A 19,144-nucleotide genomic window follows, 5' to 3' on the forward strand; every position below is an offset into this window, starting at 1 on the left:
TTCTCAAACAGGTGATGGTGAATACCGGAGGGAACAAAAGGCAGGTCCCCGCAAAACGTCAAAACCGCGGCTCCCGAAACTCAACAGATGATGGGGGCTGAAAACCAGAGAGAGGAGAAAGCAGGATGAGTACCCGAAATATCCACGTTAACACCGCGTCGTACACGCTTCTTGTTGCCGGGAAGAAAAAAAACACCGGGGAAGAGTGGGACGTCCTGGAATTCAGCAGCCTGACTGAGCTGAAAAAATATCGCAAAAGCCACCCGGAAAAGATGGCCTTCAGTTATAGCTACGTGCTCAGTCAGGGTGTGGATAAGCAGTTCCGCCATATCAACATTGCGGAAGCCGATCACTTCAAACAGTTCCTGCGTCAGATTAAGCGTGCCGGCCTCGATATCCGGGCGATCTGCTGACCGGATGTGATGAATATCCCTCCTGATTGTTGCAATCTTGTTAATGGAGATCGGGGGGATGATATTAAGCGGAAAAATTTTTTATTAAATTTATTCTTTCATAAAGGAGTAGCTGTTATGCGATTAGCTTCCCGTTTTGGTCGGTATAATTCCATCCGCCGTGAACGTCCTTTAACGGATGATGAATTAATGCAGTTCGTGCCTTCGGTATTTTCCGGTGATAAACATGAGTCCCGGAGTGAACGTTATACGTATATTCCAACAATCAATATCATCAATAAGTTACGTGATGAAGGTTTCCAGCCATTCTTTGCCTGTCAGAGTCGGGTTCGTGATTTGGGACGTCGCGAATACAGTAAACATATGTTACGTCTTCGCAGGGAAGGGCATATTAACGGACAGGAAGTTCCTGAAATTATCCTGCTTAATTCACATGATGGTTCATCCAGTTATCAGATGATCCCCGGAATTTTTCGTTTTGTCTGCACAAATGGCCTGGTGTGCGGAAATAATTTTGGCGAAATCCGCGTTCCACATAAAGGTGATATTGTCGGGCAGGTTATCGAGGGAGCGTATGAAGTGCTCGGTGTCTTTGATAAGGTCACTGATAATATGGAGGCGATGAAAGAAATTCATCTTAACAGTGACGAGCAACATTTATTTGGCAGAGCTGCACTGATGGTCAGGTATGAAGATGAAAATAAAACGCCAGTGACACCTGAACAGATAATTACTCCCCGTCGTCGGGAAGACAAACAGAACGATCTCTGGACAACCTGGCAGCGGGTTCAGGAGAATATGATAAAAGGTGGATTATCGGGGCGAAGTGCCTCCGGGAAAAATACCAGGACAAGAGCCATTACAGGTATTGATGGTGATATAAGAATCAACAAGGCGTTATGGGTGATTGCCGAACAGTTCAGAAAGTGGAAGTCATGATAATATAAGTAAAGCCCCGAAAAAATTTTCGGGGCTTTACTTATATTATCATTTTTCGGCATTGCTGTGTCGTCTGATATACCTCAATTTCATCGACCGGCTTTCCGGTTGTCTGTAAATATTGTGCCCGCGAAAAATGGTCTGGCAGGAGGCTGCGCAGTTACCGGGTATATATAAGATGGGTTCCCGCTTCGCGGGGCTTCGGCCAGTCAGTATTGTCACTCATATGATATTTTTGTGTGTGGCCTTCCATGCCGCTTTTGCGGCATAACCGGTATCTGACAATGTCTGTAAGATTAATTGTTCTGCACGCTGTTAATTTCCGGAAGTGATTTCTTCGTGGCCGGAACCCGGATACCTTTACTGCTTTTTATCCCGGTATAAATCCGGTAAACCTCTGATGCGTAGGCAAGACGTCTCTGGTTCTGGCGTTCGGATTTCCTGAATCCTGCATTGTATGCACCAACGGCCTCCCAGGTGACGCCCCATTTTTTAAATGCTATTGCCAGATAATAAGCACCGGTATAAATGTTCATGCAGGGATCTGTTGTCAGATGTTCTGGCTTAATTCCGTAGCGGGCCAGTTCGTTAAAATGCTGGGAATCTACCTGCATCAGTCCGCTGCCATATCCCGTTACCGGATTAATACCGATGGCATTAACCCGGTAACGGGATTCTTTCCATGATATTGCTCTCAGTAAATCAGGATCTATTTTGTAATCCCGGCCTGCAAGATCAAAGCAATCAGTGGCCTGGCAGATCTCATTTATAAACATCAGGCAGATGGCTAACATCCACTTTTTCATTTTTCCACCTCTGGTGACTTTATCCGTAAATAATTTAACCCACTCCACAAAAAGGCTCAACAGGTTGGTGGTTCTCACCACCAAAAGCACCACACCCCACGCAAAAACAAGTTTTTGCTGATTTGCTTTTTGAATCATTAGCTTATGTTTTAAATAATGTATTTTAATTTATTTTACATTATTAAATAGGGTCGTTGACGACCCTATGGCGACCCTATGGCGACCCTTGTTAGGGTCAGTACTGACAAATTTTATGAAAAACATTTGGATATATTAGGGCCGCCCCTAGCAGCGCCGTGCGTTTTTTTATAGTATGACCCTAGGGGCGCTGCTAGGGGTGCTCTTCTTTTTTCAGACCAAACTATGAGTAAATGAAATAAAACTCTTATTTCAGAATATAAAAGGTACTGTCTTATGGCCAGAGTAAATCTGTATATCAGTAATGAGGTTCATGAAAAAATTAACATGATTGTTGAAAAGCGTCGTCAGGAGGGAGCAAGAGATAAAGATATAAGCCTTTCAGGAACTGCTTCAATGCTTCTTGAATTGGGGCTTCGCGTATATGATGCACAGATGGAGCGTAAAGAGTCTGCGTTTAACCAGACAGAGTTTAATAAACTTCTTCTTGAATGTGTTGTAAAAACACAGTCAACGGTGGCAAAGATTTTAGGTATTGAGTCTCTCAGTCCTCATGTCTCCGGAAACCCGAAGTTTGAATATGCCAGTATGGTTGACGATATCAGAGAGAAAGTGTCTGTTGAGATGGACCGGTTTTTTCCAAAAAATGATGATGAATAAATGAAAATGAAGTTTGAGTTGGTTCAAATATAAGAATTTTTATGATTCAAAAAGATGACAATACGTCAGATAATTAGTATATTAATTACGTGGTTAATGCCACGTTAAAAATTGAAACTGAAAATCGCCGATGCAGGGAGTTCAGACCTCCCTGCATCGACTGTCCATAGAATCCTTAACGGAGGTTCCTATGTGTGCGCTGGATCGTAGAGAAAGGCCACTTAACAGTCAATCTGTAAATAAATACATCCTTAACGTTCAGAATATCTACAGAAATTCTCCCGTTCCGGTTTGTGTCCGTAACAAAAACCGGAAAATCCTTTATGCCAATGGGGCTTTTATTGAACTCTTTTCCAGAGAAGATAAACCCTTATCCGGAGAGAGTTATATACGTCTGCAGGTTGAAATTTTTCTTTCATCACTTGAACTGGAATGCCAGGCTCTTGGACATGGCTCTGCATTTTGTCGTCGTTTTAATTTTCATGGCGAAATCTATCAGATAAGGATGGAGAATGTTTCTTTTTATAATGACGAATCTGTTGTTTTATGGCAAATTAATCCGTTTCCTGATTATCCATTTTTTGCGTTAAATCAGAGTGGAAGTAATACAAATACTTCTGACAAATTAACGATATGGAATGATCTTTCCCCCGGGACATTGCTTGTTTTCTCTTTTTATATGCTGGGTGTTGGTCATGCAACAATTGCCAGAGAATTGGGTATTACAGACAGAGCATCTGAGGATCGAATTAAACCAGTCAAACGGAAAATAAAAGAATTTTTTGAACACTTTGATTTATTCAGAGTGTCATGTATCTATAAAGGGGAAATAGATTCGCTATTAAATATAATTCGTGAATTTTATAGCGTTAAGTAAATGTTAAATAAGACACGCCAATTTTGGCGTGTTTTTTTTCGTCGGTTTCTGTGCAATCATAATTTTATTAGTCGGGAAACAGAGGTGAATTGAGTGAGGAGGCGTAACGCGAGAGGCGGTATAAGCAGAACGGTCTCGGTGTATCTCGATGAAGATACAAATAACCGACTTATTAAGGCCAAAGATCGTAGTGGAAGAAGTAAAACGATAGAAGTCCAGATCCGTCTCAGAGATCATCTGAAACGATTTCCTGATTTCTATAACGAAGAAATATTCAGGGAGGTGACCGAAGAGAGCGAGTCAACATTTAAAGAACTTTAGTTTTTATCTATCAATATTAAACAGAGGAATCATATGGACGCCGTTTTAAGTGTTCAGGGTGCTTCTGCGCCCGTCAAAAAGAAGTCGTTTTTTTCTAAATTCACTCGTCTGAATATGCTTCGCCTGGCTCGCGCTGTGATCCCGGCTGCTGTTCTGATGATGTTCTTCCCGCAACTGGCAATGGCAGCACAGGGCCAGGACCTGATGGCAAGCGGTAACACCACGGTTAAGGCGACCTTCGGTAAGGACTCCAGTGTTGTTAAATGGGTCGTTCTGGCTGAAGTTCTGGTCGGTGCTGTCATGTACATGATGACCAAAAACGTCAAGTTCCTGGCCGGTTTTGCCATCATCTCTGTATTTATTGCTGTGGGTATGGCCGTCGTTGGCCTCTGACAGGAAATAAAACGATGTCGGGAGACGAGAATAAACTTAAGAAATATCGTTTCCCGGAAACACTGACTAACCAGAGCCGCTGGTTTGGCCTGCCACTGGATGAACTGATCCCCGCAGCAATCTGTATTGGCTGGGGTATCACAACATCGAAATATCTGTTCGGTATTGGTGCAGCGGTTCTGGTTTATTTCGGGATTAAAAAACTGAAAAAAGGGCGGGGCAGTTCCTGGTTACGTGACCTGATTTACTGGTATATGCCAACAGCCCTGCTGCGCGGTATTTTTCATAATGTTCCCGATTCGTGTTTCCGGCAGTGGATTAAATAGAACTGATACCAGGATTGTTATATGGAACACGGTGCCCGTTTAAGTACCAGTCGTGTAATGGCCATCGCCTTTATATTTATGTCAGTGCTTATTGTTCTCAGCCTCTCTGTTAACGTCATTCAGGGGGTGAATAACTACCGTCTTCAGAATGAGCAACGCACTGCCGTGACGCCAATGGCATTTAATGCCCCCTTTGCCGTGTCACAGAACAGTGCCGACGCCTCTTATTTACAGCAGATGGCGCTGTCATTTATTGCCCTCCGTCTGAATGTTTCATCAGAAACCGTCGATGCCTCACATCAGGCGCTTCTGCAATATATCCGCCCGGGCGCACAGAACCAGATGAAAGTTATTCTGGCTGAAGAAGCGAAGCGTATTAAAAACGATAACGTGAACTCAGCCTTTTTCCAGACCAGTGTTCGTGTCTGGCCTCAGTATGGCCGTGTGGAAATTCGTGGTGTGCTTAAAACCTGGATTGGTGATTCAAAACCTTTCACTGATATTAAACATTACATCCTTATTCTGAAGCGGGAAAACGGGGTGACCTGGCTGGATAATTTCGGGGAAACAGACGATGAGAAAAAATAATACAGCAATAATATTAGGCGGCCTGTTTTTTTCCTGCAGCGTGATGGCCGGAGTCGGTACGCTGGCCCCCACCGTGGTGCCAATGGTGAACGGTGGTCAGGCCAGTATTGCCATCAGCAATACCAGCCCGAATCTGTTTACCGTTCCCGGTGACCGGATTATCGCCGTGAACAGTCTGGATGGTGCCCTGACCAATAATGAGCAGACCGCCTCCGGCGGTGTGGTGGTGGCCACCGTCAACAAAAAGCCCTTTACGTTCATTCTGGAAACAGAACGTGGTCTGAATCTTTCCATTCAGGCCGTTCCCCGTGAAGGCGCGGGGCGTACCATTCAGCTGGTCAGTGACCTGCGCGGAACCGGAGAAGAAGCCGGTGCGTGGGAAACGTCCACGCCTTACGAATCCCTGCTTGTGACCATCAGCCAGGCCGTCCGTGGCGGAAAATTACCCGCAGGCTGGTATCAGGTCCCGGTGACAAAGGAAACCCTGCAGGCCCCGGCGGGGCTGTCTTCAGTGGCAGATGCCGTATGGACGGGGAATCACCTGAAGATGGTCCGCTTTGCCGTGGAAAATAAAACGCTGTCTGCCCTGAATATCCGGGAAAGTGACTTCTGGCAGCCGGGAACCCGTGCCGTGATGTTCAGCCAGCCTGCCAGCCAGTTACTGGCAGGTGCGCGCATGGATGTGTATGTCATCCGTGACGGGGAGGGCAACTGATGGCCAGTATCAATACCATTGTGAAACGCAAGCAGTACCTGTGGCTGGGGATTGTGGTTGTCGGTACAGCCTCCGCGATTGGTGGGGCACTGTATCTGTCTGATGTGGACATGTCCGGTAACGGTGAAACCGTGGCTGAACAGGAGCCTGTGCCGGATATGACCGGTGTGGTGGATACGACCTTTGATGACAAGGTGCGTCAGCATGCCACCACCGAGATGCAGGTGACGGCAGCGCAGATGCAGAAGCAGTATGAGGAAATCCGTCGTGAGCTGGATGTTCTGAACAAACAGCGCGGTGATGACCAGCGTCGTATTGAAAAGTTGGGACAGGACAATGCCGCCCTGGCAGAGCAGGTAAAAGCCCTGGGTGCTAATCCCGTCACGGCGACCGGTGAGCCTGTACCGCAGATGCCTGCCTCACCGCCCGGCCCGGAAGGCGAACCACAGCCAGGAAACACCCCCGTATCCTTCCCGCCGCAGGGCAGCGTTGCTGTTCCACCGCCGACAGCGTTTTATCCCGGGAATGGTGTCACGCCACCACCACAGGTGACGTACCAGTCTGTGCCGGTGCCTAACCGGATACAGCGTAAGGTGTTTACCCGTAATGAGGGAAAACAGGGACCATCACTGCCGTACATTCCGTCAGGAAGTTTTGCGAAAGCCATGCTGATTGAAGGGGCGGATGCCAATGCCTCTGTCACCGGTAATGAATCCACGGTGCCGATGCAGCTGCGTATCACCGGCCTGGTGGAAATGCCGAACAGCAAGACGTATGACGCAACGGGATGTTTTGTGGGTCTGGAAGCCTGGGGGGATGTGTCCAGTGAGCGTGCCATTGTACGCACCCGCAATATCAGTTGCCTGAAGGACGGCAAAACTATTGATATGCCGATTAAGGGGCATGTCAGCTTCCGGGGTAAAAACGGTATCAAGGGCGAAGTGGTGATGCGTAACGGCAAAATCCTCGGCTGGGCATGGGGCGCGGGATTTGTTGACGGTATCGGTCAGGGAATGGAGCGCGCCTCCCAGCCGGCTGTCGGGCTGGGTGCCACAGCCGCTTACGGGGCTGGTGATGTCCTGAAAATGGGTATCGGTGGCGGCGCATCGAAAGCCGCACAGACGCTCAGTGACTACTACATCAAACGTGCCGAACAGTATCACCCGGTGATACCGATTGGTGCGGGCAACGAAGTGACCGTGGTGTTCCAGGACGGCTTCCAGCTGAAAACCGTGGAAGAGATGGCGCTGGAACGCACGCAGAGCAGAGCGGAAGAAGACAATCCGGAAAGTCCGGTTCCTGTTCCGCCATCGGCTGAAAGTCATCTTAACGGCTTTAATACTGACCAGATGCTGAAGCAGCTGGGCAACCTGAATCCGCAGCAGTTTATGTCCGGCAGCCAGGGAGGGGGCAACGATGGCAAATAATATGTCGTCCCGTCAGGCGTGCCATGCCGCCCGGTATGTTGTCGCCCGGGTTCTGCGAGGACTGTTCTGGTGTCTGAAGTACACCGTCATTCTGCCACTGGCCACAATGGCCCTGATGGCTCTGTTTGTTTTATGGAAGGACAACACCACGCCGGGGAAATTACTGGTTAAGGAGATTAACTTCGTAAGACAAACAGCACCTGCCGGACAGTTCCCGGTCAGTGAATGCTGGTTTTCTTCCTCTGATTCTTCAGGCAGATCAGAAATACAGGATATCTGCCATTACCGCGCGGCTGATGCTGCAGATTATGTCAGGGAGACTGACCGGTCACTGATGCAACTGGTCACCGCATTATGGGCAACACTGGCACTGATGTATGTCTCGCTGGCAGCGATCACCGGGAAATATCCGGTGCGACCAGGAAAAATGAAATGTATCCGGGTGGTAACCGCAGATGAACATCTGAAGGAAGTTTATACGGAAGACGCTTCCCTGCCGGGAAAAATCAGGAAATGCCCTGTTTATCTTCCTGATGACAGAACAAACAGAAACAACGGAGATAAAAATGAACATGCGTAATATTAATGTTATTACAGCCCTCTCTGTGCCGGGTAAAACCGTGTCAGATGATTTTATTCATGCTGTTCTCAGTAACTGCGCCACAAGAATCGTACTTCCTGCACCGGAGAAATTCGGTTCTGAGTCATTGCCGGACAATTTTAATATGGCTGCTGTCGGTGTGATGAAGAAGGGTATGTCGATGAGTTTATTTTCTTCTCCGGGGCATATTGTGGTTGCCGGACAATCCGGTGGCGGAAAATCTGTTCCGGTGAAAGAACTAATCGACAGAATTATTCAGAAATATAAGGAGCCCTTCGATGAATAAGCTGGTTTCTGATGGCAGCGTCAAAAAAATAAATTATCCGGTGCTGTATGAGTCCGGAATAACACCTCCGTTATGTGAAGTCAGTGCACCAGAACCTGATGCGGGTGGGAAACGCATTGTGGCATATGTTTATAAATCATCACGGAGTACGGTTTTTGAAAATCCTGACATTGTAAAAACCTGTACGGTCAGGGATTTGAAGAAGGATTTTGTGAACTGCGATGAGAAAGGTGAGGGACAATGAAACAGATTTCTTTCTTTATTCCTCTGCTGGGGACCTTATTACTTTCCGGCTGTGCCGGAACCAGTACGGAATTTGAGTGTAACGCCACCACATCTGATACCTGTATGACGATGGAGCAGGCCAATGAGAAGGCCAAAAAACTGGAGCAGTCCTCAGAAGCAAAGCCGGTTGCGGCATCACTGCCGCGCCTGGCTGAAGGGAACTTCCGGACAATGCCGGTGCAGACCGTCACCGCGACCACTCCGTCCGGCGGCAGACCTGCGGTGACAGCACATCCGGAGCAGAAACTGCTGGCACCACGCCCGCTGTTTACCGCTGCCCGGGAAGTGAAAACGGTTGTTCCGGTCAGTTCAGTTACGCCGGTAACACCTCCTCGTCCGCTAAGAACGGGTGAGCAGACGGCAGCATTATGGATAGCGCCTTATATTGATAACCAGGATGTTTATCATCAGCCATCCAGCGTGTTTTTTGTTATTAAACCGTCTGCGTGGGGAAAACCACGTATTAATTAACTGGCCCTGAAGTTGTATATCAGCCGGCAATGCCGGCGGGCTTTCTGTATTCAAAATCTGCCTGTAAAACGAGTGCCCTGTGCGTGAAAAGGGATGGGCGGTAGCGTGTCAGAACATGTCGGGAGGAATATTCCGTGAGTGATGAAGCCGATGAAGCATATTCAGTGACAGAACAACTGACCATGACAGGAATAAACCGGATACGCCAGAAAATAAATGTTCATGGTATTCCTGTTTATCTTTGTGAAGCATGCGGAAATCCTATTCCGGAAGCCCGGCGGAAAATATTTCCCGGTGTGACGTTGTGCGTTGAATGTCAGGCGTATCAGGAAAGGCAGAGGAAACACTATGCATAAATCAGAAAATGAAAAAATAGATTTTATTCTGGATGAGCATGAGCGGATATTCAGAAAACAGGGTTCTTTGTGTATGGCACTGGGTAAGGGCTTTTTAGTTATAGCTATTCTTTGTGGTGTTGCCACATTCTGTGTTTCTGGCCTGTATCTGAAATCCCTGTGCCTGTCTGTTGCCTGCTGTTGTGGGGTATTCAGTCGTATTTTTAATTATTACAGCGTACCGGAGGAATCACGCATGGTACTCAGTCGTCAGGAATTACTCCGGCTTATGCGTCTGACTGAAGACGTACCAGATGTGAGACAGGAACAGCTTAACCGTTTGTTGTCCGGTAAAAAACTGACTGGTCGGGATGAAAAGGATATCCGGCATCTCTGGCAGGAGAAAGTGGATGCAATGCAGGAGTCTGCCACCCGTCAGCGTGAACAGGATACTATTCGGAAGTTTACTGGAGGGAATAAATCCGAATGAGAATCTGCAGTGTTTTATGACCTCATAAGTTAACTGAAGGGATATTCAGTGATTAATATACAAGCGGAGGTAATAAAGAATGCATACCTTTATTTTTCTTGTGCTGATAAAAATATTAACGGTGGCGGAAGCTGGAATATTACACCCATGCCAAATACGGACGTATGCGTGCAGGTTCTTCGGACAATCGAATCACACGGAGGCAGGGGATTTGGAAATACAGGGGAATGTATTGAAGTTAAAACAAATAAACCTTTGAACAACGTGATGGATACACTGAATGGGGGGCAATGAGTGCTTACTGCTTCAAAGGAAAATGAAATGAAGTCGATATATTTAGAATCTGTTCTGGCTTTTATATTTGTTGGCGTTATGGCTATGTTGATATGTGGTCTTTTTTACAATGACTACCTTGAGCAACAACCTGCAACACCAGAACAACTGACAGAGATTACACAGGATATCCCCTGTGCAGCAGAAGCATTTAAGGAAGCTATTAAGTCTGACACATCTGATTATCAGCCTGAACCTTTAAGTCTTGGTAAGGCAAAAGAGCTTGCATCAGCGTGTAGAGAAAGAAACGAAATGGCAGAGGTGAAACGGGTAAGAGAAAATGAGCGCAATAAGATTCGCGAAAAACAAATTCAGGCATTAAATGATGCTCATTCAGTAAAGGAACGTTAATCCTGGTTTCCTGTTAAAAGCCTCCATCTCTTATTTGTGCTGTGGTTTCAGGAATGGCACTGCGTGATATATCCACGGCCACAGACTGATATTTTCCTTTTTTAAACGCACTAAGGAATACTCATATGAGTAATAACCCACTTGAGGCCGTCACTCAGGCGGTTAACTCCCTCGTCACAGCACTGAAACTGCCTGACGAATCCGCAAAGGCCAATGAAGTTCTGGGCGAAATGAGCTTCCCGCAGTTCAGTCGTCTGCTGCCGTACCGTGATTACAACCAGGAATCCGGTCTGTTCATGAATGACACCACGATGGGCTTTATGCTGGAAGCCATTCCCATCAATGGGGCGAATGAGTCCATTGTGGAGGCCCTCGATCACATGCTGCGCACCAAACTGCCGCGCGGGGTGCCGTTCTGCATCCATCTGATGTCCAGTCAGCTGGTTGGTGACAGGATTGAATACGGGCTGCGTGAGTTCTCCTGGTCGGGTGAACAGGCTGAACGGTTTAACGCCATTACCCGGGCTTATTATATGAATGCGGCAGCGACACAGTTTCCGCTGCCGGAGGGGATGAATCTGCCCCTGACCCTGCGCCATTACCGGGTATTCTTCTCGTACTGTTCTCCCTCGAAGAAAAAAAGCCGGGCTGATATTCTGGAAATGGAAAACCTGGTGAAAATCATCCGGGCGTCGTTACAGGGGGCCAGTATCACCACACAGGCGGTGGATGCACAGGCCTTTATCGATATTGTCGGGGAGATGATTAACCATAACCCGGACTCCCTGTATCCGAAAAGACGTCAGCTGGACCCGTATTCTGATCTGAATTATCAGTGTGTGGAGGACAGTTTTGATCTGAAAGTCCGGGCGGATTACCTGACGCTGGGCCTGCGTGAGAAGGGCAGGAACAGCACGGCCCGCATCCTGAATTTCCATCTGGCCCGTAACCCGGAAATCGCCTTCCTGTGGAACATGGCCGACAACTACAGCAACCTGCTGAACCCGGAACTGTCCATCTCCTGTCCGTTCATCCTGACGCTGACTCTGGTGGTGGAAGACCAGGTGAAAACCCACAGCGAAGCCAACCTGAAGTACATGGACCTGGAGAAAAAGTCGAAGACCTCCTATGCCAAATGGTTTCCGTCCGTGGAGAAAGAGGCGAAGGAGTGGGGGGAACTGCGTCAGCGGCTGGGCTCCGGTCAGTCCTCTGTCGTGTCCTACTTCCTCAACATCACAGCCTTCTGCAAGGACAATAATGAAACGGCACTGGAAGTGGAGCAGGACATCCTGAACAGCTTCCGTAAAAACGGTTTTGAGCTGATTTCACCGCGCTTTAACCACATGCGCAATTTCCTGACCTGTCTGCCCTTTATGGCCGGGAAAGGGTTGTTTAAACAGCTGAAAGAGGCCGGAGTGGTACAGCGCGCAGAGAGCTTTAATGTGGCCAACCTGATGCCGTTAGTGGCGGATAACCCCCTGACACCGGCAGGTCTGCTGGCACCCACCTACCGTAACCAGCTGGCGTTTATCGATATTTTCTTCCGGGGGATGAATAACACCAACTATAACATGGCGGTCTGTGGCACCTCCGGGGCCGGTAAAACCGGGCTGATACAGCCACTTATCCGCAGCGTGCTGGACTCCGGGGGCTTTGCCGTGGTGTTCGACATGGGGGATGGCTACAAGTCCCTGTGTGAGAACATGGGGGGCGTATATCTGGACGGTGAAACCCTGCGCTTTAACCCGTTTGCGAACATCACCGATATTGACCAGTCAGCGGAGCGTGTCCGCGACCAGCTGTCGGTGATGGCCAGCCCCAACGGTAACCTGGATGAAGTGCATGAAGGTCTGCTGCTGCAGGCAGTCAGGGCATCATGGCTGGCCAAAGAGAACAGGGCACGTATTGATGACGTGGTGGATTTCCTGAAAAACGCCAGTGACAGCGAGCAGTATGCCGAGTCACCGACCATCCGCAGCCGTCTGGACGAAATGATTGTGCTGCTTGACCAGTACACTGCTAACGGCACTTATGGCCAGTATTTCAACTCCGATGAGCCGTCCCTGCGGGATGATGCGAAAATGGTGGTGCTGGAGCTGGGCGGACTGGAAGACCGTCCGTCCCTGCTGGTTGCGGTGATGTTCAGCCTTATCATTTACATTGAGAACCGGATGTACCGCACGCCGCGTAACCTCAAGAAACTGAACGTCATTGATGAAGGCTGGCGTCTGCTGGACTTCAAAAATCACAAGGTCGGTGAATTTATTGAGAAAGGCTACCGTACCGCCCGCCGTCATACCGGTGCCTATATCACCATCACACAGAACATCGTCGACTTTGACTCTGACAAGGCCTCCAGTGCGGCCCGTGCAGCATGGGGTAACTCCTCCTACAAAATTATCCTCAAACAGAGTGCGAAGGAGTTCGCGAAATACAACCAGCTGTATCCGGACCAGTTCCTGCCACTGCAGCGTGACATGATTGGTAAGTTCGGTGCGGCCAAAGATCAGTGGTTCAGTTCCTTCCTGCTGCAGGTGGAAAACCATTCCTCCTGGCACCGCCTGTTTGTTGACCCGTTAAGCCGCGCCATGTACAGCTCTGACGGCCCGGATTTTGAGTTTGTGCAGCAGAAACGTAAAGAGGGGCTGAGTATTCATGAGGCGGTGTGGCAGCTGGCGTGGAAGAAGTCAGGGCCGGAGATGGCTTCGCTGGAAGCCTGGCTGGAAGAACATGAGAAATACAGGAGTGTGGCATGACCACAACGCAAAAAACGACTGACGTTACAGCCCGTCGACGCAGCCACTGGTGGTGGGCGGTGCCGGGATGCCTGGCAATGGTGTTACTGAACGCAGCCATCAGTTACGGCATTGTCAGACTGAACGCACCGGTGACTGCCGCCTTCAACATGAAACAGACCGTGGATGCGTTTTTTGACAGCGCCAGTCAGAAACAACTGTCAGAAGCACAGTCAAAAGCCCTTTCAGCGCGTTTTAACACGGCACTGGAAGCCAGCCTGCAGGTATGGCAGCAGAAACACCACGCGGTCATTCTGGTGTCGCCTGCCGTGGTACAGGGGGCACCGGATATCACCCGGGAAATCCAGCAGGATATCGCCCGGCGAATGAGGGCGGAGCCATGAGATGCCGGGGGCTGATTGCCCTGCTGATATGGGGGCAGAGTGTGGCCGCCGCCGATCTTGGTACCTGGGGCGATCTGTGGCCGGTAAAGGAGCCGGACATGCTGACGGTGATCATGCAGCGCCTGACGGCACTGGAGCAGTCCGGTGAGATGGGCCGGAAAATGGATGCCTTTAAGGAGCGGGTGATCCGCAACAGTCTGCGGCCCCCTGCCGTGCCCGGTATCGGACGCACGGAGAAATACGGCAGCCGGTTGTTTGACCCGTCCGTCAGACTGGCTGCGGATATCCGGGATAACGAAGGGCGGGTGTTTGCCCGTCAGGGTGAAGTGATGAATCCGCTGCAGTATGTTCCTTTTAACCAGACGCTGTATTTCATCAATGGCGATGATCCGGCGCAGGTGGCCTGGATGAAACGCCAGACGCCGCCCACACTGGAGAGCAAAATTATCCTCGTGCAGGGCAGTATCCCGGAGATGCAGAAGTCTCTGGACAGCCGTGTTTACTTTGACCAGAACGGTGTGCTCTGCCAGCGCCTCGGCATTGATCAGGTCCCGGCACGGGTGAGCGCCGTTCCCGGCGATCGCTTCCTGAAGGTGGAATTTATTCCGGCAGAGGAGGGCAGAAAATGAAGCGAAGCCTGTGGCTGCTGATGTTATTCCTTCTCGCCGGTCATGTCCCTGCAGCGTCTGCGGATTCTGCCTGTGAGGGGCGTTTTGTAAACCCGATCACGGATATCTGCTGGAGCTGTATTTTCCCGCTCTCGCTGGGCAGTATCAAAGTCAGTCAGGGTAAGGTCCCCGACACGGCGAACCCGTCGATGCCCATTCAGATTTGTCCGGCACCGCCGCCGCTGTTCAGGCGTATCGGGCTGGCCATTGGTTACTGGGAGCCGATGGCGCTGACGGACGTCACCCGATCACCGGGATGCATGGTTAACCTGGGCTTCAGCCTGCCGGCTTTTGGTAAAACGGCACAGGGAACGGCGAAAAAGGATGAGAAGCAGGTGAACGGGGCGTTCTATCACGTTCACTGGTACAAATACCCGCTGACGTACTGGCTTAACATCATCACATCGCTGGGCTGTCTGGAAGGTGGTGACCTGGATATCGCTTATCTTTCTGAAATCGACCCCACCTGGACGGACAGCAGCCTGACCACCATTCTCAATCCGGAAGCTGTCATCTTTGCCAATCCGATAGCACAGGGAGCCTGCGCAGCAGATGCCATTGCCAGCGCCTTTAATATGCCTCTCGATGTTCTGTTCTGGTGTGCCGGTTCGCAGGGCAGTATGTACCCGTTCAATGGCTGGGTGAGTAATGAGTCCAGTCCGTTGCAGTCCTCCCTGCTGGTCAGTGAACGCATGGCGTTCAAGCTGCACCGTCAGGGCATGATTATGGAAACCATCGGGAAAAATAACGCCGTCTGTAATGAATATCCGTCCCCAATCCTGCCCAAAGAACGCTGGCGTTACCAGATGGTGAATATGTACCCGGACAGCGGACAGTGCCACCCGTTCGGGCGCAGTGTGACCCGCTGGGAAACCGGGAAAAATCCGCCCAATACAAAGAAAAACTTCGGCTACCTGATGTGGCGTAAACGTAACTGTGTCTTCCTGTGAGGTGAATGATGAAGCTGAGTATGAAATCTCTGGCAGCACTGCTGATGATGCTGAACGGGGCGGTTATGGCGTCAGAAAACGTGAACACTCCTGAAAACCGCCAGTTCCTGAAGCAGCAGGAAAATTTAAGCAGACAACTGCGTGAAAAACCTGACCATCAGCTGAAAGCCTGGGCGGAGAAGCAGGTGCTGGAAAACCCCCTTCAGCGTTCAGATAACCATTTCCTGGATGAGCTGGTTCGTAAACAGCAGGCTTCGCAGGACGGGAAACCCCGGCAGGGTGCTCTGTATTTTGTGTCGTTTTCCATTCCCGAAGAGGGGCTGAAACGAATGCTGGGCGAAACCCGGCACTACGGTATACCCGCCACACTGCGGGGCATGGTGAACAATGACCTGAAGACCACCGCTGAAGCCGTGCTGTCCCTGGTGAAAGACGGCGCGACTGATGGTGTTCAGATCGACCCGACGCTGTTTTCACAGTACGGCATTCGCAGTGTACCGGCACTGGTGGTGTTCTGCAGTCAGGGATACGACATCATCCGGGGAAACCTGCGGGTCGGCCAGGCGCTGGAGAAAGTGGCCGCCACGGGTGACTGCCGGCAGGTGGCTCATGATTTACTGGCAGGGAAAGGAGATTCCGGGAAATGAAACGTATTTTACCTCTGATACTGGCTCTGGTTGCCGGCATGGCACTGGCTGACAGCAACAGTGATTACCGGGCCGGCTCTGATTTTGCTCACCAGATCAAAGGACAGGGAAGCAGCAGTATTCAGGGCTTTAAGCCACAGGAGAGTATCCCCGGCTATAACGCGAATCCGGACGAGACAAAATACTACGGTGGCGTGACTGCCGGCGGGGATGGTGGCCTGAAAAATGACGGCACCACGGAATGGGCGACCGGTGAAACCGGAAAAACCATCACAGAGTCATTCATGAACAAGCCGAAAGACATTCTTTCACCGGATGCACCGTTTATCCAGACCGGCAGGGATGTGGTGAACCGGGCTGACAGCATTGTGGGAAACACCGGGCAGCAGTGCAGTGCGCAGGAGATTAGCCGGAGTGAATACACGAATTACACCTGTGAGCGGGATTTACAGGTGGAGCAGTACTGCACACGAACTGCCCGTATGGAGCTGCAGGGGAGTACCACGTGGGAAACCCGGACGCTGGAGTATGAAATGAGTCAGCTACCTGCACGTGAAGTGAATGGTCAGTATGTTGTCTCCATTACCTCTCCCGTTACCGGTGAAATTGTCGATGCGCATTACAGCTGGAGTCGTACTTACCTGCAGAAGAGTGTACCTATGACAATTACAGTACTGGGAACCCCACTGAGCTGGAATGCCAAATACTCAGCAGATGCCTCATTTACACCAGTACAGAAAACACTGACTGCCGGTGTGGCTTTTACCTCATCTCACCCCGTCCGGGTCGGGAATACAAAATTCAGACGTCATACGGCAATGAAGCTGCGTCTGGTTGTCAGGGTAAAAAAAGCCTCGTACACCCCGTATGTTGTCTGGTCTGAAAGCTGCCCGTTCAGCAAGGAGCTGGGGAAACTGACAAAAACAGAATGTACGGAGGCTGGCGGGAACAGGACGCTGGTGAAAGACGGTCAGTCATACAGCATGTACCAGAGCTGCTGGGCATACCGGGACACGTATGTCACGCAGTCAGCAGACAAGGGAACCTGTCAGACCTACACCGACAATCCTGCCTGTACCCTGGTGTCACACCAGTGTGCCTTTTACTCCGAAGAAGGTGCCTGTCTGCATGAATATGCCACGTACTCCTGTGAGTCAAAAACATCCGGGAAAGTGATGGTCTGTGGGGGAGACGTATTCTGTCTCGATGGCGAATGCGATAAGGCTCAGAGCGGGAAGAGTAATGATTTTGCCGAAGCCGTTTCTCAGCTGGCGGCACTGGCCGCTGCAGGTAAGGATGTTGCGGCGCTGAACGGGGTGGATGTCCGTGCTTTCACCGGTCAGGCGAAATTTTGTAAGAAGGCTGCAGCCGGATACAGCAACTGCTGTAAGGACAGCGGCTGGGGACAGGATATCGGGCTGGCCAAATGCAGCAGTGATGAAAAAGCCCTGGCTAAAGCAAAATCAAACAAACTGACCGTCAGTGTCGGAGAGTTCTGTTCGAAGAAAGTGCTGGGTGTCTGTCTGGAGAAAAAACGCAGCTACTGTCAGTTTGATTCGAAGCTGGCGCAGATAGTCCAGCAGCAGGGACGCAACGGTCAGCTGCGTATCAGTTTTGGCAGTGCGAAGCATCCTGACTGTCGGGGGATTACGGTTGATGAGCTGCAGAAAATTCAGTTCGACAGACTGGATTTCACTAACTTCTACGAAGACCTGATGAATAACCAGAAAATCCCGGACAGTGGCGTTCTGACGCAGAAAGTGAAAGAGCAGATTGCTGACCAGCTGAAGCAGGCAGGACAGTAAGGTATGGAAAATAACCGGGGGAAATGATGAAAGTTATATTCACTTCTAATCGTCTTGTTGATTTTCTTATCCGGCTTTCGATTACAGCGATTGTCATTTCCCCGGTAATTATCTGGTCGTGGGATACGGTAAAAGAAACCACGGCAGACGGGATGCTTGCCGCTGCTTTCGTTATCCTTTACTCCGGTGTGCTCCTGTTTATTCTGTATTTTTGTTTTTCTGCCCTGACTGACCTGCAGAAAACCGATGAAAGAAATAATGATGAAAGAAATGAAGATGAATAAAGCATTACTGCCACTGTTACTCTGCTGCTTTATTTTTCCGGCGTCAGGGAAAGATGCAGGCTGGCAGTGGTATAACGAGAAAATAACTCCGAAGGAAAAAGAAAATAAACCTGTACCTGCAGCCCCCCGTCAGGAGCCGGATATTATGCAGAAACTGGCCGCGCTGCAGACGGCAACAAAGCGGGCGCTGTACGAAGCCATTCTGTATCCCGGCGTGGATAATTTTGTGAAATATTTCCGGCTGCAGAATTACTGGACTCAGCAGGCCGGGCTTTTCACCATGAGTGCTAAAAAGGCCATGCTGGCACATCCTGAACTGGACTATAACCTGCAGTACAGCCATTACAACGGCACGGTACGGAACCAGCTGGCGGCAGACCAGGCGCAGCAGCGACAGGCCATTGCGAAACTGGCTGAACACTACGGCATCATGTTTTTTTACCGGGGGCAGGACCCCATCGACGGGCAGCTGGCGCAGGTCATTAATGGCTTCCGGGATACGTATGGTCTGAGTGTTATTCCCGTTTCCGTGGATGGCGTGATTAATCCGTTGTTGCCGGATTCCCGGACTGACCAGGGGCAGGCGCAGCGCCTCGGCGTGAAATATTTCCCGGCCATGATGCTGGTTGACCCGAAACAGGGCAGTGTTCGTCCGTTATCATACGGTTTTATTTCGCAGGACGACCTGGCAAAACAATTCCTGAACGTTTCTGAAGATTTTAAACCCAATTTTTAATCGCGGATTTGATTTATGAGTGAAGATTATTTGAAAATATTTACAGGTGTTGTTCTGTTAATATTTGTCATTATTTCCGGTTATTTCTTTTCTGAGCGTAATGACAGGAAAATGTTTCTCCTGAGCTCACTGGTTTTCCTTGTTATTAATATCGCGTGTT

At 49.8% G+C, this 19,144-nt stretch carries 26 protein-coding genes and 3 pseudogenes; 28 read left to right on the forward strand and 1 reads right to left on the reverse strand.

Going from position 1 to position 19,144, the window contains the following annotated elements; translation table 11 throughout:
- The 3 genes and pseudogenes from FTE26_RS01665 to FTE26_RS01675 all read left to right on the forward strand — a co-directional run.
- Positions 1-101, forward strand: a pseudogene (locus tag FTE26_RS01665) (single-stranded DNA-binding protein); the annotation flags it as partial.
- A 24-nt stretch (positions 102-125) separates the two neighbouring features.
- On the forward strand, positions 126-413 hold the full coding sequence (locus tag FTE26_RS01670; RefSeq protein ID WP_000107544.1) for a hypothetical protein: 288 nt from the start codon (positions 126-128) through the stop codon (positions 411-413).
- Positions 414-530: 117 nt separating this feature from the next.
- The gene (locus FTE26_RS01675; protein ID WP_001234469.1) at positions 531-1,352 is read left to right on the forward strand and encodes a DUF932 domain-containing protein; all 822 of its coding nucleotides are present in this window, start codon (positions 531-533) and stop codon (positions 1,350-1,352) included.
- Positions 1,353-1,648: 296 nt separating this feature from the next.
- Here the strand turns inward: FTE26_RS01675 and FTE26_RS01680 are convergent, their stop codons facing one another.
- Entirely contained in the window at positions 1,649-2,296 is a 648-nt protein-coding gene (locus FTE26_RS01680; RefSeq protein ID WP_031943493.1) for a transglycosylase SLT domain-containing protein, read from the reverse strand.
- 276 nt (positions 2,297-2,572) lie between these two features.
- Here FTE26_RS01680 and traM point away from each other — a divergent pair, with 276 nt between their 5' ends.
- The 25 genes and pseudogenes from traM to FTE26_RS01805 all read left to right on the forward strand — a co-directional run.
- Positions 2,573-2,956 (forward strand): conjugal transfer relaxosome DNA-binding protein TraM, encoded by a 384-nt coding sequence (gene traM / locus FTE26_RS01685; protein ID WP_000124981.1) that lies wholly within the window; start codon positions 2,573-2,575, stop codon positions 2,954-2,956.
- 190 nt (positions 2,957-3,146) lie between these two features.
- Positions 3,147-3,833, forward strand: a complete 687-nt coding sequence (locus FTE26_RS01690; protein WP_000332484.1) for a PAS domain-containing protein — start codon at positions 3,147-3,149, stop codon at positions 3,831-3,833.
- A gap of 93 nt (positions 3,834-3,926) precedes the next feature.
- Positions 3,927-4,154 carry a conjugal transfer relaxosome protein TraY gene (gene traY, locus FTE26_RS01695; RefSeq protein WP_001254386.1) on the forward strand — a complete coding sequence of 76 codons (228 nt, stop codon included), beginning with the start codon at positions 3,927-3,929 and terminating at the stop codon, positions 4,152-4,154.
- A gap of 33 nt (positions 4,155-4,187) precedes the next feature.
- Positions 4,188-4,547: a type IV conjugative transfer system pilin TraA gene (gene traA / locus FTE26_RS01700; protein ID WP_000340272.1), complete on the forward strand. Its 360-nt coding sequence runs from the start codon at positions 4,188-4,190 to the stop codon at positions 4,545-4,547.
- 14 nt (positions 4,548-4,561) lie between these two features.
- Positions 4,562-4,873 (forward strand): type IV conjugative transfer system protein TraL, encoded by a 312-nt coding sequence (gene traL, locus FTE26_RS01705; protein WP_000012106.1) that lies wholly within the window; start codon positions 4,562-4,564, stop codon positions 4,871-4,873.
- 21 nt (positions 4,874-4,894) lie between these two features.
- Positions 4,895-5,461: a type IV conjugative transfer system protein TraE gene (traE, locus tag FTE26_RS01710; protein WP_000399792.1), complete on the forward strand. Its 567-nt coding sequence runs from the start codon at positions 4,895-4,897 to the stop codon at positions 5,459-5,461.
- The gene (gene traK, locus FTE26_RS01715) at positions 5,448-6,176 is read left to right on the forward strand and encodes a type-F conjugative transfer system secretin TraK (RefSeq protein ID WP_001230813.1); all 729 of its coding nucleotides are present in this window, start codon (positions 5,448-5,450) and stop codon (positions 6,174-6,176) included. Before traE ends, traK begins: the two co-directional genes overlap by 14 nt.
- Positions 6,176-7,603, forward strand: a complete 1,428-nt coding sequence (traB, locus tag FTE26_RS01720; RefSeq protein WP_000146685.1) for an F-type conjugal transfer pilus assembly protein TraB — start codon at positions 6,176-6,178, stop codon at positions 7,601-7,603. The genes traK and traB overlap by 1 nt, the downstream gene beginning before the upstream one ends.
- Complete coding sequence (gene traP / locus FTE26_RS01725) at positions 7,593-8,183, forward strand: conjugal transfer pilus-stabilizing protein TraP (protein WP_000002787.1); 591 nt, start codon at positions 7,593-7,595, stop codon at positions 8,181-8,183. Before traB ends, traP begins: the two co-directional genes overlap by 11 nt.
- Positions 8,170-8,490, forward strand: a complete 321-nt coding sequence (locus FTE26_RS01730; RefSeq protein WP_001057287.1) for a conjugal transfer protein TrbD — start codon at positions 8,170-8,172, stop codon at positions 8,488-8,490. Before traP ends, FTE26_RS01730 begins: the two co-directional genes overlap by 14 nt.
- The gene (gene trbG, locus FTE26_RS01735; RefSeq protein ID WP_001038342.1) at positions 8,483-8,734 is read left to right on the forward strand and encodes a conjugal transfer protein TrbG; all 252 of its coding nucleotides are present in this window, start codon (positions 8,483-8,485) and stop codon (positions 8,732-8,734) included. Before FTE26_RS01730 ends, trbG begins: the two co-directional genes overlap by 8 nt.
- Complete coding sequence (gene traV / locus FTE26_RS01740; protein WP_015059130.1) at positions 8,731-9,246, forward strand: type IV conjugative transfer system lipoprotein TraV; 516 nt, start codon at positions 8,731-8,733, stop codon at positions 9,244-9,246. The genes trbG and traV overlap by 4 nt, the downstream gene beginning before the upstream one ends.
- 134 nt (positions 9,247-9,380) lie before the next feature.
- Positions 9,381-9,602 carry a conjugal transfer protein TraR gene (gene traR, locus FTE26_RS01745; protein WP_001278695.1) on the forward strand — a complete coding sequence of 74 codons (222 nt, stop codon included), beginning with the start codon at positions 9,381-9,383 and terminating at the stop codon, positions 9,600-9,602.
- Positions 9,595-10,071: a hypothetical protein gene (locus tag FTE26_RS01750; protein ID WP_015059129.1), complete on the forward strand. Its 477-nt coding sequence runs from the start codon at positions 9,595-9,597 to the stop codon at positions 10,069-10,071. The genes traR and FTE26_RS01750 overlap by 8 nt, the downstream gene beginning before the upstream one ends.
- A 79-nt stretch (positions 10,072-10,150) precedes the next feature.
- Positions 10,151-10,365, forward strand: a pseudogene (locus FTE26_RS01755) (hypothetical protein).
- Between the two features lie 27 nt (positions 10,366-10,392).
- Positions 10,393-10,755 (forward strand): hypothetical protein, encoded by a 363-nt coding sequence (locus FTE26_RS01760; protein ID WP_000836675.1) that lies wholly within the window; start codon positions 10,393-10,395, stop codon positions 10,753-10,755.
- Positions 10,756-10,880: 125 nt separating this feature from the next.
- Entirely contained in the window at positions 10,881-13,511 is a 2,631-nt protein-coding gene (gene traC, locus FTE26_RS01765) for a type IV secretion system protein TraC (RefSeq protein WP_000069764.1), read from the forward strand.
- On the forward strand, positions 13,508-13,894 hold the full coding sequence (gene trbI / locus FTE26_RS01770) for a type-F conjugative transfer system protein TrbI (protein ID WP_000214092.1): 387 nt from the start codon (positions 13,508-13,510) through the stop codon (positions 13,892-13,894). Before traC ends, trbI begins: the two co-directional genes overlap by 4 nt.
- On the forward strand, positions 13,891-14,523 hold the full coding sequence (traW, locus tag FTE26_RS01775) for a type-F conjugative transfer system protein TraW (protein WP_001203720.1): 633 nt from the start codon (positions 13,891-13,893) through the stop codon (positions 14,521-14,523). The genes trbI and traW overlap by 4 nt, the downstream gene beginning before the upstream one ends.
- Positions 14,520-15,512: a conjugal transfer pilus assembly protein TraU gene (traU, locus tag FTE26_RS01780; RefSeq protein WP_000830839.1), complete on the forward strand. Its 993-nt coding sequence runs from the start codon at positions 14,520-14,522 to the stop codon at positions 15,510-15,512. Before traW ends, traU begins: the two co-directional genes overlap by 4 nt.
- Before the next feature lie 8 nt (positions 15,513-15,520).
- Positions 15,521-16,159 (forward strand): type-F conjugative transfer system pilin assembly protein TrbC, encoded by a 639-nt coding sequence (trbC, locus tag FTE26_RS01785; RefSeq protein ID WP_000777692.1) that lies wholly within the window; start codon positions 15,521-15,523, stop codon positions 16,157-16,159.
- The gene (gene traN / locus FTE26_RS01790; RefSeq protein ID WP_000821821.1) at positions 16,156-17,964 is read left to right on the forward strand and encodes a type-F conjugative transfer system mating-pair stabilization protein TraN; all 1,809 of its coding nucleotides are present in this window, start codon (positions 16,156-16,158) and stop codon (positions 17,962-17,964) included. Before trbC ends, traN begins: the two co-directional genes overlap by 4 nt.
- 26 nt (positions 17,965-17,990) lie before the next feature.
- Positions 17,991-18,248, forward strand: coding sequence for a conjugal transfer protein TrbE (locus FTE26_RS01795; RefSeq protein WP_000864352.1), 258 nt, complete (start codon positions 17,991-17,993; stop codon positions 18,246-18,248).
- Positions 18,241-18,984, forward strand: coding sequence for a type-F conjugative transfer system pilin assembly protein TraF (gene traF / locus FTE26_RS01800; RefSeq protein ID WP_001430248.1), 744 nt, complete (start codon positions 18,241-18,243; stop codon positions 18,982-18,984). Before FTE26_RS01795 ends, traF begins: the two co-directional genes overlap by 8 nt.
- A 15-nt stretch (positions 18,985-18,999) precedes the next feature.
- A pseudogene (locus FTE26_RS01805) lies at positions 19,000-19,144 on the forward strand (conjugal transfer protein TrbA); the annotation flags it as partial.

It is taken from the genome of Escherichia sp. S10b (assembly GCF_028421345.1).
Lineage (GTDB): Bacteria > Pseudomonadota > Gammaproteobacteria > Enterobacterales > Enterobacteriaceae > ECMA0423.

Bases quoted from the DNA above. Each gene is read 5' to 3' on its own strand.
- FTE26_RS01670 (WP_000107544.1), top strand. From the start codon at position 126: ATGAGTACCCGAAATATCCACGTTAACACCGCGTCGTACACGCTTCTT.
- FTE26_RS01675 (WP_001234469.1), top strand. From the start codon at position 531: ATGCGATTAGCTTCCCGTTTTGGTCGGTATAATTCCATCCGCCGTGAA.
- FTE26_RS01680 (WP_031943493.1), bottom strand. From the start codon at position 2,296: ATGATTCAAAAAGCAAATCAGCAAAAACTTGTTTTTGCGTGGGGTGTG.
- traM (WP_000124981.1), top strand. From the start codon at position 2,573: ATGGCCAGAGTAAATCTGTATATCAGTAATGAGGTTCATGAAAAAATT.
- FTE26_RS01690 (WP_000332484.1), top strand. From the start codon at position 3,147: ATGTGTGCGCTGGATCGTAGAGAAAGGCCACTTAACAGTCAATCTGTA.
- traA (WP_000340272.1), top strand. From the start codon at position 4,188: ATGGACGCCGTTTTAAGTGTTCAGGGTGCTTCTGCGCCCGTCAAAAAG.
- traL (WP_000012106.1), top strand. From the start codon at position 4,562: ATGTCGGGAGACGAGAATAAACTTAAGAAATATCGTTTCCCGGAAACA.
- traE (WP_000399792.1), top strand. From the start codon at position 4,895: ATGGAACACGGTGCCCGTTTAAGTACCAGTCGTGTAATGGCCATCGCC.
- traK (WP_001230813.1), top strand. From the start codon at position 5,448: ATGAGAAAAAATAATACAGCAATAATATTAGGCGGCCTGTTTTTTTCC.
- traB (WP_000146685.1), top strand. From the start codon at position 6,176: ATGGCCAGTATCAATACCATTGTGAAACGCAAGCAGTACCTGTGGCTG.
- traP (WP_000002787.1), top strand. From the start codon at position 7,593: ATGGCAAATAATATGTCGTCCCGTCAGGCGTGCCATGCCGCCCGGTAT.
- FTE26_RS01730 (WP_001057287.1), top strand. From the start codon at position 8,170: ATGAACATGCGTAATATTAATGTTATTACAGCCCTCTCTGTGCCGGGT.
- trbG (WP_001038342.1), top strand. From the start codon at position 8,483: ATGAATAAGCTGGTTTCTGATGGCAGCGTCAAAAAAATAAATTATCCG.
- traV (WP_015059130.1), top strand. From the start codon at position 8,731: ATGAAACAGATTTCTTTCTTTATTCCTCTGCTGGGGACCTTATTACTT.
- FTE26_RS01750 (WP_015059129.1), top strand. From the start codon at position 9,595: ATGCATAAATCAGAAAATGAAAAAATAGATTTTATTCTGGATGAGCAT.
- FTE26_RS01760 (WP_000836675.1), top strand. From the start codon at position 10,393: ATGAAGTCGATATATTTAGAATCTGTTCTGGCTTTTATATTTGTTGGC.
- traC (WP_000069764.1), top strand. From the start codon at position 10,881: ATGAGTAATAACCCACTTGAGGCCGTCACTCAGGCGGTTAACTCCCTC.
- trbI (WP_000214092.1), top strand. From the start codon at position 13,508: ATGACCACAACGCAAAAAACGACTGACGTTACAGCCCGTCGACGCAGC.
- traW (WP_001203720.1), top strand. From the start codon at position 13,891: ATGAGATGCCGGGGGCTGATTGCCCTGCTGATATGGGGGCAGAGTGTG.
- traU (WP_000830839.1), top strand. From the start codon at position 14,520: ATGAAGCGAAGCCTGTGGCTGCTGATGTTATTCCTTCTCGCCGGTCAT.
- trbC (WP_000777692.1), top strand. From the start codon at position 15,521: ATGAAGCTGAGTATGAAATCTCTGGCAGCACTGCTGATGATGCTGAAC.
- traN (WP_000821821.1), top strand. From the start codon at position 16,156: ATGAAACGTATTTTACCTCTGATACTGGCTCTGGTTGCCGGCATGGCA.
- FTE26_RS01795 (WP_000864352.1), top strand. From the start codon at position 17,991: ATGAAAGTTATATTCACTTCTAATCGTCTTGTTGATTTTCTTATCCGG.
- traF (WP_001430248.1), top strand. From the start codon at position 18,241: ATGAATAAAGCATTACTGCCACTGTTACTCTGCTGCTTTATTTTTCCG.